Here is a 13,759-nt window from a genome sequence, read left to right as displayed (position 1 = left end):
GGTGCAAGAGCCTATAAACCAACAAAAACCCAAAGCAAGCCCTGCGACTGTGCCTGCTTCCAACACCTCACGTCGGCTAGAAATTCGCTTTCCAGAGGAGTTGCCGGTATCAGGCCAGCGCCAAATCATCAAGGATGCCTTGAGTTCTCACCAGGTTGTGATTGTCTGTGGCGAGACTGGTTCGGGCAAAACAACCCAATTACCCAAAATCTGTTTGGACCTCGGTAGGGGCACGATCAACGGTGGTCGCCTGATTGGGCATACTCAGCCTCGCCGTATTGCTGCAACAGCTACAGCGAAGCGCATAGCCCAGGAGCTGGGCACTCCAATAGGTCAAGATGTGGGTTATCAAGTTCGCTTTGCCGATAAGACCAGTCAAGGCGCCTCCATCAAGCTCATGACGGATGGTATTTTATTGGCAGAAACCCAACGGGATCCCCAGCTTCGCGCCTATGACACGCTCATTATTGATGAAGCTCATGAGCGCAGCCTCAATATTGATTTTTTGCTGGGCTATCTTCGCCAGTTACTTCCTAAGCGACCGGACCTCAAGCTGATCATCACATCAGCCACGATTGACGCTAAGCGTTTTTCCGATCATTTCACTTTAAATGGCAAGTCTGCGCCGGTGATTGAGGTTAGCGGACGACTTTTCCCGGTGGAGCAGCGGTACGAGCCCCTTGAGCCCGATGCCAAGCCAGACGGAAAAAAAGAGTCCAAAGAGGCTAAAGAAATTCCGGATGCAGTCACAGAGGCCATTGCTAATGTGTGGCGAGAGGGTACCTCAGGCGCTGGCGATGTTCTCGTCTTTTTACCTGGAGAGCGAGAGATTCGGGATTGTGCTGAAGCTCTCCGAAAAGACCATGTTCTACAACAACGCTTTCATCCGGAAGTTCTGAGTCTTTTTGCGCGGCAATCGGTTGCGGAACAAGAGCGCGTGTTTCATCCTGGTAATGGTCGACGCATCATCTTGACCACCAACGTTGCCGAGACCTCATTAACGGTTCCCAATATTCGTTATGTAGTCGATAGTGGTTTGGCCCGTGTGAAGCGTTACTCCTACCGCAACAAAGTTGAGCAGCTTCAAATTGAGCCAATATCTCAGGCAGCTGCCAATCAAAGGGCTGGTCGTTGTGGCCGTGTATCAGACGGTATTTGTATTCGTTTATATAGCGAGCAAGATTATCTAAGTCGCCCAAAATTCACCGACCCAGAAATTCTACGCAGCTCATTAGCAGCAGTATTGCTGCGTATGAGCTCTTTGCGCTTACCCCGAATTCAAGAATTCCCATTCATTGATAAGCCTCTAGGCCGTGCGATTGCTGATGGTGTCCAGTTATTGGATGAGTTAGGCGCCATCGTCTATGACGAAACTGCTAAGGATGCAGACAAGGATATTAACAACAGCTTCAAGCTAACGCCTACAGGTAAGCAATTGGCTGATCTGCCCTTGGATCCGCGAATTGGCCGTATGCTCCTGGCAGCCAAAGAGCAAAACGCTTTGCGTGAAGTCACCATCATTGCTTCAGCTCTGGCTACACAGGATCCCCGTGATCGACCCATGGATCAAGCCGCCGCTGCTGATCAGGCGCATTTGCAGTTTGCAGATGAGCGTTCTGAGTTCCTCAGCTTCGTCAAGCTTTGGGATTGGTATCAAGATGCCTTAAAGCACAAGCATAGCAATCGTCAATTAGAAAATCTCTGCCGGAGCAAGTTTTTATCTCCAAGGCGATTGCGTGAATGGCGCGATGTTCATGGTCAACTCCATACGCTGTTGGGTGAAAAGGGTTGGAAAGAAAATCCCTCGGCGGCTACTTATGAGCAAGTTCATCTATCTTTGTTAACGGGTCTTCTAGGCTATGTAGCCAAAAAAGAAGAGGATGAAAAATCCCAAGAGCGTGGCAGTAAGACTGGTAGCTATGTTGGTGCCCGTGGCATTCGACCCTTTATCTGGCCGGGATCGACCATAGGTAAAAAGGCGGGGGCTTGGATTTTGGCTGGCGAGCTTCAGGAAACCAACCGTATGTATGCGCGCACGATTGCCAAGATCAAGCCTGGGTGGGTTGAGAAGGTTGCGGCACACCGCCTGATTAAGTCTCTGAGTGAGCCATTTTGGGACAGTCGTCAAGGTGAAGTAATGGCCTTTGAGCGCGGCACCTTGTATGGCTTACCGATTTATCACGGGCGTCGAGTTCGCTATGAGCCACATAACCCTGAGGATGCTCGTTCAATATTCATTACCAATGCCTTGGTTCAGGAAGAAATGTTCGGGCGCATGGATACTCCGGCATTGATGCGAGAGACTGAAGCTGACGCGAGAAAAAAATATCCCGGAAGTTTTGAGTTCTTCTGGCACAACCGTAGATTAATAAAAGAGATCGAGGCACTAGAGCATCGCTCCAGACGTCCTGATGTTTTGGTGGATGATGATCTTTTATTTGCTTTTTATGATTCACGTATTCCCAAAGATGTCCTGAGTAGGGAGGGCATGAATGCTTGGCTGAAGAAGGCATCGAGGAGTGAGGGCGCCAATCAAGAGTTGCCCGATAGCCTCTTGCGTTTAGCGAAGGCAGATTTAATGCGCCACGAAGCTGCTGGCATTACGGTAGATCGCTATCCTAAAAAGATGATGGTTGGCGGTACCGAATTGAGTTTGACCTATCACTTTGAGCCAGGCAGTCCTAAAGATGGAGTCACCCTCGTTGTTCCCTTGACGCTATTAAATCAGATTGATGGTCGTCGTTGCGAATGGCTTGTTCCAGGTATGTGTGAGGAAAAAATTCACCTGTTACTGAAATCACTCCCCCAAAAATTACGTCGTCACTGTGTGCCGCTTCCAGAATATGCAAAATCGTTCTTAGAGCGCATGCTCTCAGAAAAGCAGTTTGGGGTCGGTGACTTTTTAGATAGTCTAATTACGGATATTCGTAAAGAACGTGGTTTAGAAATTAAGCGTACGGATTTCAGACCCGAATCTCTGCCACTGCATTCTTCTATGAATTTCCGCCTAGTGGATGAGCATGGACGCCAGCTTGAATTAGAGCGTAATTTATCTCGATTACGTGCTGAATATGGGGAGACAGCTCGAACTGCATTCCAAGCGATTGCGCAGCAAGCTGTTCAAGAAGAGCTGGGCGCTGATATGCCTGTAAGCCCACCAAACATGGGTGCAAAGACACATTCAAGTTCCAATATCTCTGCGGTAAAAAATATAGAGCAGGGCGGTTATCGCAGTTGGGAGTTTGGTGAGCTACCTGAGACGCTTGAAATCCAAAAAGGCAATCGCACTTTATTTGGCTATCCTGCACTAGTAGATCGCACCGAGTCATGTGATCTTGAAGTATTTGATGATTTGTTGGAAGCCAGGAAATATCATTGGCTAGGTCTTCGTAGATTATTTGCTTTGTCGAATAAAGACACGCTCAAGGCATTGCAAAAACAATTGCCTGGAATTCGGGAGTTGGGTTTATTGTTTATCAATGTGGGTTCGGTGGACGGATTAATTGAACAAATTCTGAATCTGGCGCTAGAGCGGGCATTTATGAGTGATCCATTGCCTGTCAATGCTGAGCAATTTGCTGAACGTTTGCAAGCAGGTAAGCCTCGATTGGCCTTAATTGCACAAGAGATTTCAAAGCATGCCTTAGCAGCTTTGCAGGCTCATGCAGATCTGCAAAAGAAGTTAGCTCAAGCTAAAGCTGCCTCGGCCAATGCATACACAGACATTCAAACGCAAGTGCAGGGTTTAATTTTCCCTAAATTCGTATCGGATACGCCATATGCGCAACTGGTGCATTTCCCCCGCTATCTCAAAGGGATTGCAATGCGAATTGATAAGTTACGCGCCAACCCTAGTCGCGATGCTCAGTGTCAAAAGGACTGGGAGTCTGTTGCTAGACCATGGCAAAAATTGGTTCAGGGCAGCCGTGGTTCTGCGAACTATGCCATAGCGGAGGATCAGGCTTTGACTGATTTCCGCTGGCAATTGGAGGAGTTGAGGGTGGCCTTATATGCTCAAGAACTCAAGACCCCAACACCAATGTCTTTGAAGCGCTTAGAAAAGGTTCTAGCCAGCTTCCGTTAATAGAAATTTATCCTCCCAAATGGGGGTAAAAGTGGCTTTCCAATGCTTACAATAGTAGATATGCATACTTATCTCACTAAAGCCAAATTTGGCACTATTTCAGCCCTGATCGCACTTAGCTTCTCCGGGTTTCAGAATGGCGTTGTTGCTCAAACCACCGCATCTTCTGACGCCAAGCTTGAACCCAAGTTAGCGGTTGTCTTGAACTCAGGCGAAGCAAGCGTGAGCTTGATTGATATGCCCAGTCGTAAAGTGATTAAGACTCTACCCGTTGGCAAGGAGCCGCATCACTTGATGATGACCCCCGATCAAAAGACCTTACTCATAGCTAATGCTGCCGGCAATGATGTAGTGCTGATGAATCCCACTACCGGTGAGTTAACAGGTAGGATTCCGGACATTATCGATCCATATCAAATTGGCTATTCGCCAAATCATAAGTGGTTTGTTTCAAACGGCAATCGTTTGGACAGGGTTGATGTGTATCACGCCCAAGGTGCAGACTTCAAGTTGGCAAAATCTATCAAATTAGGTAAGACACCAAGTCACGTTGCGTTTACTGCAGATAGCAAGATCGCATTCATCACTCTGCAAGACTCCAATGAAGTGGCTGCGATTGATTTGGATACGCAGACGGTGATTTGGAAAATGACCACAGGTAAAGTACCTGCTGGTGTTTGGCTCACGCCTGGAGATCAATATCTATTGGTTGGTATTACCGGTGAAGATAATGTTCAAGTCATTGACTGGAAAAATCGCAAAGAAGTGAAGCGGATCTTTACCGGGAAGGGTGCTCACAACTTCCGTCCACTAGGTGATAAAAAGCATGTGTTTGTTACCAATCGAATTGCTTCAACTATCAGCTTGATTAATATGCAGACCCTTGAAAAGACGGGGGATATCACTGGCTTGCCAGCTGGTCCAGATGATATGGAGATTACGCCTGACGGCAAGACCCTATGGGTGACTTTACGTTTCTCCAAAAAGGTTGGGGTGATTGATATCCCTACGATGAAGCTTACCTCAGTCATTCCTGTTGGTAGATCTCCCCATGGCGTTTTCTTTACCCCACGAGCCGGTTGGGAATAAGCCAATTCAATGTATTGGAATACCTCGCTTGCTCGGTTGATAGCGCTAATTGTTTTAGCAACATGTTGTTCACTTGCCTTTGCCCAAGAAAATCATTGCAAGAAAACGGTTTACCTTACTTTTGATACCGGTAACATGTCTGTTGCGCAAACTATTGCTGACATACTGAAACGTCAAAACATTAAAGCCACTTTTTTCCTGGCGAATGAAAAAACATATCGTGGTGATTTTTCTTTAGATGATTCGTGGCAATCCTATTGGCAAGACCGCGTGCGTGAAGGCCATCATTTCGGTAGTCACACGTATGACCATTTGTACTTTGTCAAAGATGGAGCTAGCGGAGAGATTTTGGCAAAGCCGCAATTTGGACCAAAGGCTGGGGTTGTAACCCTTTACAACGAAGCTAGCTATTGTCGAGAAATCAGAAGGGTGGATGATCGTTTCAAAGAATTAACTGGTAGCAGTCTTCAGAAAATTTGGCGTGCTCCGGGTGGAAAAACATCCCCTCGTTCGATTCGCATGGGTAGTCAGTGTGGTTATCAGCATTTTGGCTGGAATGCCGCAGGATTTTTAGGTGATGAGCTGAGCTCCCAAACCCATCCCAATCAGATGCTCTTGGATAAGGCGAGTAGCCAGCTCCAGGATGGTGACATCACCATGGCCCATTTGGGTATTTGGTCTCGCAAGGATCCCTGGGCTCCAGCGGTTTTAGAGCAGCTGATTGTGAATCTCAAGGCCCGCAGCTTCTGCTTTGCAACTCTGCCAAAACTAGATAAATAAGTCACAATTGACGGTATGGATTCCAATCCCTTCATAGACACAATTGCCTCAGCCTACGCAAGCACTCAAGAATTCTTGTTTGCACATGTGGCTGGACCAATTTTGTATCAATTTGATCTTATGTCGATGGCTGAGGATGTATTTGACGGAATTGATTGGTTTTTATTTGGGTGCATTCAAATCTTGCTAATTGCAGTCATCCTGCGTACTTGGGAAAAATTTTCACCAGCAGAGACCCAGGAGCGTTTCGCTCAGAGTTCCAAGGCAGATATTTTTTACACCTTGTTTCATCGCCTCGGCATCTTTCATGGCTTGATATTTTTAGCCCTGTCAGGATTCTTCTTTCAAATTGACTCCGTTCTCCATGATTTCCGCTTCAGCAGGTTAAATGTCGAATCCTGGTGGCCGCCGCTGACTTCAATTCCATTGGTCAGTTTTTGTATTTACTTTGTATTGCTAGATTTTGTGGAGTACTTGTATCACCGCGCCTCACATGTATTTAATTGGTGGTGGCAATTGCATGCTTTGCACCATAGTCAAACTGTCATGACTGCCTGGTCAGATGATCGAAACCATATTTTGGATGACATCATGCATGCGGTAATGTTTTCTTTCTTTGCACTATTGTTTGGTGTCTCACCAAGCCAATTTATTTTGCTAGTAGTTCTTAGTCAATTTATTCAGAGTTGGCAGCATGCTAATCTCAAAATTCATCTAGGAGCATTCAAGTATTTCTTAGTCTCCCCGATGTATCACCGCATGCACCATGCAGTAGGATATGGCCATGAGGCCAAAGGTAAGCCTGGTGTTTTGGGCGGCTGTAATTTTGGTGTTTTGTTTCCATGGTGGGACATGATGTTCAACACTGCCATTTTCCCGAAGGAAGTGCATCCTACTGGCGTGAGAGATTTAACTATTTCGCCCAATGTAATACAGCAGCAGTGGCATGGTTTGATCCACTCCGTTCGTGAAATTTTTCCCAGAGCAAAATAAACCAGTAGTTCATTTAGCGGTATTGGAAATCTATGGATAGCATGCAACAAGTATTCAAGTCTTTCGGCTTGGCTTTGGTTGGAACAATGCATCCCAGAATGCTGTGGTTAAGTCTGCGTCCTTTTTTGATTGTCTCAATTTTATGGGGCAGCCTAATTTGGCTAACTTGGACGCCCGCCCTAGAAATGCTCAGCACCTTTTTGACAACATCTATCTTCACGAGTTGGATTCAGGATGGTTTAATTTGGGCTGGTTTTGAAAATGCTCGCGCTTGGATTGCGCCACTCTTTTTTGTGATGCTTTTAATCCCGCTCATCTCGATTAGCCTGCTGGTGTTTATTGCTTTTACCACTGTACCAACCATCGTTCGACTGGTGACGCGTCAGCATGCCTACAAAGATCTTGAAAGAAAGAAGGGTGGGGGCTTATTTGGTAGTTTGGTTTATACCTTGTGGTCTGCTCTGATCTGCTTAGTCTTGGTGATGTTGACATTACCAGTATGGTGGATACCACCATTGGTAGCAGTATTACCACCACTTCTCTGGGGTTGGTTAACAATGCGATTGATGTCTTACGATGTGTTGGCGCAACATGCCACTACGGAGGAGCGCGATACGCTCTTGCACCAGCATCGTTGGCCACTGCTAGCGATGGGGATTGTTTCAGGAATGCTCGGTGCTGTACCCACATTCTTTTGGGCAACATCTGCTTTGGCTCTGGTCTTATTTCCTATCGTGAGTTTTGTTGCTCTTTGGGTCTACTCTTTAATTTTTGTATTTGCAGCTCTGTGGTTTACCCATTACCTGCTGGATGCATTAAAAGAATTGCGTAGTAATGAATTGGACAAGTCGCTGAATATTGAAGCGCGTGTAATTGATATGGAGCTCCCGTACCATGGTTGAAGCATTAAAAGGTGCCAGCATTGATGAGTCTGAATTAAAGTCTCGTCGTTTTGGTTTAATCGTGATTGGTGATGAAATCTTATCGGGCCGTCGTCAAGATAAGCATCTGGGCAAACTCATTGAGCTACTCAATGAGCGTGGCTTGAGTCTGTCTTGGGCCAAATATGTTGCAGATGATCCGGAGCAAATTACAGCCACACTAAAAGATAGCTTTGCTAGTGGCGATGTGGTTTTTAGTACTGGTGGTATTGGCGCAACCCCTGACGATCACACAAGGCACTGCGCTGCTTTAGCTCTTGGCACTAAAACTGCGCTACATCCGACTGCTCAAGAGTTAATTGCTGGACGCATTCAGACTATGGCAGAAGGGGATCCTGCTAAAGCCGATTTGAGTACCCCTGAAAATCAACATCGCTTCAAAATGGGTGAGTTCCCGCTAGGTAGTGACATCATCCCTAATCCCTATAACCAGATTCCGGGTTTTTCTATTCGAGAGCACTACTTTGTTCCGGGCTTTCCGGTAATGGCAGCTCCGATGATGGCCTGGTGCCTGGATCACTATTATCAAAACCTATTTCATCGTGACAATTGGGCTGAGCAGAGTTTTATTGTTCCCAAGGGGATTGAATCCACCTTAACGCCATTAATGGAGCGAATTGAGGCCAGTTTCCCTGGGGTAAAGGTATTTAGTCTCCCATCAGTTGGTGACTCCTCCAGAGGCGGTGTTTACTCCGAGCGTCATATTGAGCTGGGCATTAAAGGTAATGCCCAACTACTGGAAAGTGCCTGGATAGCTTTGCGAACCGGGACTGAGGCCCTAGGTTATGAAATTCACGATATTACAAAATCTAAGTAAGCACTATTTTGGTGCAAATATACTATTTTTTAGGGTTTTTAGCCCCATTTCAGCACTTAATTAGTGCAATAATGATTGTTCCCGTTTGTTTGCTTCAGTAAATTAGATACATCCCAAGGGCATATTTGATGCCTGGAATGAACAAGGGTGTACACCTTAAGTTTGTATTCCGAATTTAGTTAATAGAGGAGATTTGCATGACGAAGACCGTCGCTGATGTGATGAAGTTGGTTAAAGAGAAAGAATGTACTTTCGTTGATTTCCGCTTTGTAGATACAAAGGGTAAAGAGCAACACACAACAGTACCTATTTCCCATTTTGACGAAGACAAGTTTGAGAGCGGTCATGCGTTTGACGGCTCATCTATTGCTGGTTGGAAAGGTATTGAAGCATCCGATATGTTGTTGATGCCAGATCCAACAGCTTGCTACATTGACCCATTCTATGAAGAGCCAACATTGGTGATCACATGTGACGTGATCGAGCCTTCAGATGGTAAAGGTTACGACCGTGACCCACGTTCTATTGCGAAGCGTGCTGAGTCTTATTTGAAAAGCACTGGCTTAGGCGACACAGCTTACTTTGGTCCAGAGCCAGAGTTCTTTATTTTTGATGGCGTCCGTTGGGGTGCTGACATGCAGGGTTGTTTCGTTAAGGTTGATTCTGAAGAGGCTCCATGGTCTTCAGGTGCCGAAATCGAAGGTGGTAACACTGGTCACCGTCCAGGTAAAAAAGGCGGCTACTTCCCAGTGGCTCCTGTAGATACATTCCAGGACATGCGTTCTGAAATGTGTTTGATCCTCGAATCTTTAGGTATTCCTGTCGAAGTTCATCACCACGAAGTTGCTGGTCAAGGCCAAAACGAATTGGGTACTAAGTTCAGCACATTGGTAGAGCGCGCTGACTGGACTATCTGGCAAAAGTATGTCATTCAAAACGTAGCACATGCTTATGGCAAGACAGCAACATTTATGCCTAAGCCTATCGTTGGTGACAACGGTTCTGGTATGCACGTTCACCAATCTATTTGGAAGAACGGCGAGAACTTGTTTGCTGGTAACGGCTATGCAGGCTTGTCAGAGTTTGCATTGTTCTACATCGGCGGCATCATCAAGCACGCTAAAGCATTGAATGCGATTACTAACCCAGGTACCAACTCATACAAGCGTTTGGTTCCAGGCTTTGAGGCTCCAGTGAAGTTGGCTTACTCTGCACGTAACCGTTCTGCTTCGATTCGTATTCCACACGTTTCTAGCCCTAAAGGTCGTCGTATTGAGACTCGCTTCCCTGATCCATTGGCTAACCCATACCTCTGCTTCTCAGCATTGATGATGGCCGGTTTAGATGGTGTTCAGAACAAGATTCATCCAGGTGAAGCTGCTGACAAGAACTTGTATGACTTGCCACCAGAAGAAGATGCAAAGATCCCAACCGTTTGCGCAAGCTTGGAAGAAGCATTAGAAGCTTTGAACAAAGACCGTGAGTTCTTGACTCGTGGCGGTGTCTTTACTGACTCTATGATCGACGCATATATCGCTTTGAAGATGGAAGATGTCACACGTTTCCGTATGACGACTCATCCAATCGAATTCGATATGTACTACTCCCTGTAAGCGAAGGAGAAATGTTGAGCGCAGGTCTGTTGCGCAATTCGTTCAAAGGGGCAGCTTCGGCTGCTCCTTTTTTTCCGACATTGCTTGATCAGATGCCTAATGCCATTGTGGTATTTGAGGCTGAGAACCAACAATTGGTTTACGTGAACCCGGCTGCAGAGTCTGCGCTCGATCTCTCACGAAAATCTCTTGAGGGTCAGTCTGTGCATAACCTGTTTGGGGATAACGCCTCAATCAAACGTATGATTGAAGAAGTGAAGGCAGGTCATTTTTCTGCGCAACGCCAAGAGATGGTGTTGCATTCCTTGCCTGGTAGCATTCATCAAGAGTCGATTCCTGCGCATGTGGTCGTAGCTAGTCTTGAAGATCCCACGCTGATCATGATGGAGTGGTTTCCAATTGACCAACAATTACGTAGTGAGCGCGACGAACGTGTCACTCAGCAAGTAGAGGCAAACAAACAATTAATGCGCAACTTGGCGCACGAAATTAAAAATCCCTTAGGTGGTATTCGGGGTGCAGCACAACTACTCGAATTTGAGCTCCCAGATAAGGGCTTGCGTGAATACACCCAAGTCATCATTAAAGAATCAGATCGCTTACAAAATTTAGTTGATAGATTGTTAGCGCCGCACCGCAAGGCTCACGCAATGGAATTGTTTAATGTCCATGAAGCCTTAGAGCGGGTTCGTAGTCTAGTCTTGGCAGAGTTTCCCAAGGGTTTACGCATTATTCGCAATTACGATACCAGCCTTCCTGAGGTGCTTGGTGATCGCGAGCAATTGATTCAGGCTGTCCTCAATATTGCCCACAATGCAGCGCAGGCCCTATCAGAAGAAATACAGCAAGGAATTGCTCAGATTGAATTAAAGACGAGGGTGGCTCGCTCTGTAACCATTTCAAAACAGCGCTACAAGATGGCAATGGATTTGCATGTGATTGATAACGGGCCTGGTATTCCGGAAGATATCCGCGAGCGCATTTTCTTTCCATTGGTTTCTGGCAGAGATGGTGGTAGTGGCCTTGGCCTCACCTTGGCGCAGACTTTTGTGCAACAGCATCAAGGCTTTATTGCCTGTGACAGCCGTCCTGGACGGACTGATTTCCATATTCAAATTCCTTATCGTAGGCAGGAGAAAGCATTATGAAACCCGTATGGATCGTGGACGATGATCAATCTATTCGCTGGGTACTAGAAAAAGCGCTGACTCGCGAGAATATTCCTCATAAGAGCTTCTCTAACCCCAATGACGTGCTCAATGCATTGGATAAGGAAGCGCCGCAAGTATTGATTTCAGATATCCGTATGCCGCGTGGTAATGGCTTGGATCTGTTGCAAAATGTTAAAGAAACTCACCCGATGCTTCCGGTCATTATCATGACCGCGTATTCAGACTTAGATTCTGCAGTCTCCTCTTTTCAAGGTGGCGCATTTGAATACCTCACAAAGCCATTTGATATTGATAAGGCCGTAGAGTTAATTCGCCGTGCCATGGAACAAAGTGAGCGTAATCAATCTGGCAACAAAGAAATGAATGGCTGGAGACAAGACTCGACTGAAATCATCGGCCAAGCTCCTGCAATGCAGGAAGTGTTTAGGGCGATTGGTCGCTTGGCACAGTCTCACTCAACAGTCTTAATCACCGGTGAATCGGGGACGGGTAAAGAGTTGGTTGCCCAGGCTTTACATAAGCATAGCCCACGTGCCAAGGGTCCGTTTGTGGCTTTTAGTACAGCTGCAGTACCGAAGGATTTATTGGAGTCTGAATTATTTGGGCATGAGCGCGGCGCTTTCCCGGGTGCATTGACATTGCGTCGTGGCCGCTTTGAGCAGGCTGATGGCGGCACCTTATTCCTAGATGAAATTGGAGATATTCCATTTGATCTTCAGACAAGATTATTGCGCGCATTAACAGATGGCCATTTTTACCGAGTTGGCGGACAAGATCCGATCAAGGCTAATGTACGAATCATTGCATCAACACATCAAAATCTAGAGGCACGAGTTGCGGCTGGTGCTTTCCGTGAAGATTTACTGCATCGCTTAAACGTAATTCGTTTGAGAATGCCAGCATTGCGTGAGCGTGCTGAAGATATTCCAGTTCTGGCACGCTACTTCATGTTGTCCTGCGCCAAGTCCTTGGGGGTTGAAGCAAAAAAACTTTCCGATGATGTTCTAAAGGAAATTAGCGTGATGCCGTTTCCGGGCAATGTGCGCCAACTGGAAAATCTCTGCCATTGGTTAACAGTAATGACCCCATCCAACGTCATTGGATCTAGCGATTTACCTGCAGATATTTTGGCAGAGGCTGGTGAGCAACCGGTTTTATTGCAGGGTGAATCGAGCCCTTCGTCTCAAGTAGCTAGCAAGCTTGGCTCAGCGGATTGGGAGGGTGGCTTAGGTCGCCTAGCGGTCAAAATGTTACAAGATGGTGATGCAGAGGTCTACGACGTACTGTGCTCTAAATTTGAGAAAGCCGTCCTCCAAGCAGCACTGGAGGTCACTCGTGGACGACGCGTTGAAGCAGCTCAGCGTCTTGGAATAGGTCGTAATACGATCACGCGTAAATTACAGGAGCTTGGTATTGATGGCTGAGTCAGTCAGAATTTCCGCCTGGAATGTCAATTCCCTTAAGGTGCGTTTGCCTCAAGTATTGAAGTGGTTGCAGGATCAGGAAAAGGCAAAAAAGCCGATCGATGCATTGTGTCTTCAGGAACTTAAACTGACTGATGATAAGTATCCACACCATGAGCTTGAAGAGGCGGGATATATCAGCATTGCTGCCGGTCAAAAGACTTATAACGGTGTGGCCATCATTGTTCGCAAAGCTGCGTTGGCGCCCATCGCAAGTGATCATGACACGACCTTTCTAAAGCCCATCAGAAATATTCCCGGCAATACAGATGAGCAACAGCGTATCTTAGCGGCAACTGTCTGTTTTAAAGGAATGCAGCCTATGCGCCTAGTATCGGCATACTTTCCTAATGGACAGTCTCCTGATAGCGATAAGTTTGCTTATAAGTTAGCTTGGTTGAAGGCGTTAGAGGATTGGCTAAAGGAAGAGTTAAGTCAAAATACCCGCCTAGCTCTCTTGGGTGATTTCAATATCGCGCCTACGGATGATGACGTGCATGATCCTTCTAAGTGGATTGGACAGAATCTAGTATCGCCGCCAGAGCGCGAAGCTTTTCAGAAGCTGCTCAATCTGGGTCTCACTGATTCTTTTAGAATGTTTGAGCAGGCGCCAAAATCCTTTAGCTGGTGGGATTACCGCATGATGGGTTTCAGAAGAAACGCCGGTATGCGGATCGATCACATTCTATTGAGCGAGGCCCTTAAGGATCAATGCACAGAAAGCATCATCGACAAAGAGCCTCGCACTTGGGAGCAACCCTCAGATCATGCCCCAGTGATCGCAGAAATTAAAGCTTAGTCACCCTT

10 protein-coding genes are annotated in these 13,759 nt (G+C 46.5%); all 10 read left to right on the top strand.

Translation table 11 applies throughout. The annotated features are described in order from the left end of the window. The first annotated feature begins 49 nt into the window (after positions 1-49). On the top strand, positions 50-4,084 hold the full coding sequence (gene hrpA, locus AOC19_RS05160) for an ATP-dependent RNA helicase HrpA (protein WP_215374384.1): 4,035 nt from the start codon (positions 50-52) through the stop codon (positions 4,082-4,084). A 60-nt stretch (positions 4,085-4,144) separates the two neighbouring features. Further along, complete coding sequence (locus tag AOC19_RS05155; protein WP_215378142.1) at positions 4,145-5,173, top strand: cytochrome D1 domain-containing protein; 1,029 nt, start codon at positions 4,145-4,147, stop codon at positions 5,171-5,173. A 9-nt stretch (positions 5,174-5,182) separates the two neighbouring features. Beyond that, positions 5,183-5,953 (top strand): polysaccharide deacetylase family protein, encoded by a 771-nt coding sequence (locus tag AOC19_RS05150; protein WP_215374381.1) that lies wholly within the window; start codon positions 5,183-5,185, stop codon positions 5,951-5,953. A 15-nt stretch (positions 5,954-5,968) separates the two neighbouring features. Then, on the top strand, positions 5,969-6,946 hold the full coding sequence (locus AOC19_RS05145) for a sterol desaturase family protein (protein WP_215374378.1): 978 nt from the start codon (positions 5,969-5,971) through the stop codon (positions 6,944-6,946). Positions 6,947-6,987: 41 nt separating this feature from the next. Then, a complete protein-coding gene (locus tag AOC19_RS05140; protein WP_251367984.1) occupies positions 6,988-7,848 on the top strand; it encodes an EI24 domain-containing protein in 861 nt (286 codons plus the stop codon). Further along, positions 7,841-8,704 (top strand): competence/damage-inducible protein A, encoded by an 864-nt coding sequence (locus AOC19_RS05135; protein WP_215374373.1) that lies wholly within the window; start codon positions 7,841-7,843, stop codon positions 8,702-8,704. Before AOC19_RS05140 ends, AOC19_RS05135 begins: the two co-directional genes overlap by 8 nt. 197 nt (positions 8,705-8,901) lie before the next feature. After that, on the top strand, positions 8,902-10,317 hold the full coding sequence (gene glnA, locus AOC19_RS05130) for a type I glutamate--ammonia ligase (protein WP_215374370.1): 1,416 nt from the start codon (positions 8,902-8,904) through the stop codon (positions 10,315-10,317). Positions 10,318-10,328: 11 nt separating this feature from the next. After that, complete coding sequence (gene glnL, locus AOC19_RS05125) at positions 10,329-11,465, top strand: nitrogen regulation protein NR(II) (RefSeq protein ID WP_215374367.1); 1,137 nt, start codon at positions 10,329-10,331, stop codon at positions 11,463-11,465. Further along, complete coding sequence (gene ntrC, locus AOC19_RS05120; RefSeq protein WP_215374364.1) at positions 11,462-12,913, top strand: nitrogen regulation protein NR(I); 1,452 nt, start codon at positions 11,462-11,464, stop codon at positions 12,911-12,913. Before glnL ends, ntrC begins: the two co-directional genes overlap by 4 nt. Then, positions 12,906-13,751 (top strand): exodeoxyribonuclease III, encoded by an 846-nt coding sequence (gene xth, locus AOC19_RS05115; protein ID WP_215374361.1) that lies wholly within the window; start codon positions 12,906-12,908, stop codon positions 13,749-13,751. The genes ntrC and xth overlap by 8 nt, the downstream gene beginning before the upstream one ends. The last annotated feature ends 8 nt before the right edge of the window (positions 13,752-13,759 follow it).

It is taken from the genome of Polynucleobacter asymbioticus, from assembly GCF_018687575.1.
Classification (GTDB): domain Bacteria; phylum Pseudomonadota; class Gammaproteobacteria; order Burkholderiales; family Burkholderiaceae; genus Polynucleobacter; species Polynucleobacter asymbioticus_C.
Note: the sequence above shows the minus strand (reverse complement) of the source record. Positions and strands in the feature narration are given on the sequence as shown.

Excerpts from the sequence above, each read along its gene's own strand:
- AOC19_RS05155 (WP_215378142.1), top strand. The coding sequence starts at position 4,145 with ATGCATACTTATCTCACTAAAGCCAAATTTGGCACTATTTCAGCCCTG.
- glnL (WP_215374367.1), top strand. The coding sequence starts at position 10,329 with ATGTTGAGCGCAGGTCTGTTGCGCAATTCGTTCAAAGGGGCAGCTTCG.
- AOC19_RS05150 (WP_215374381.1), top strand. The coding sequence starts at position 5,183 with ATGTATTGGAATACCTCGCTTGCTCGGTTGATAGCGCTAATTGTTTTA.
- AOC19_RS05145 (WP_215374378.1), top strand. The coding sequence starts at position 5,969 with ATGGATTCCAATCCCTTCATAGACACAATTGCCTCAGCCTACGCAAGC.
- AOC19_RS05135 (WP_215374373.1), top strand. The coding sequence starts at position 7,841 with ATGGTTGAAGCATTAAAAGGTGCCAGCATTGATGAGTCTGAATTAAAG.
- glnA (WP_215374370.1), top strand. The coding sequence starts at position 8,902 with ATGACGAAGACCGTCGCTGATGTGATGAAGTTGGTTAAAGAGAAAGAA.
- xth (WP_215374361.1), top strand. The coding sequence starts at position 12,906 with ATGGCTGAGTCAGTCAGAATTTCCGCCTGGAATGTCAATTCCCTTAAG.
- AOC19_RS05140 (WP_251367984.1), top strand. The coding sequence starts at position 6,988 with ATGCAACAAGTATTCAAGTCTTTCGGCTTGGCTTTGGTTGGAACAATG.
- ntrC (WP_215374364.1), top strand. The coding sequence starts at position 11,462 with ATGAAACCCGTATGGATCGTGGACGATGATCAATCTATTCGCTGGGTA.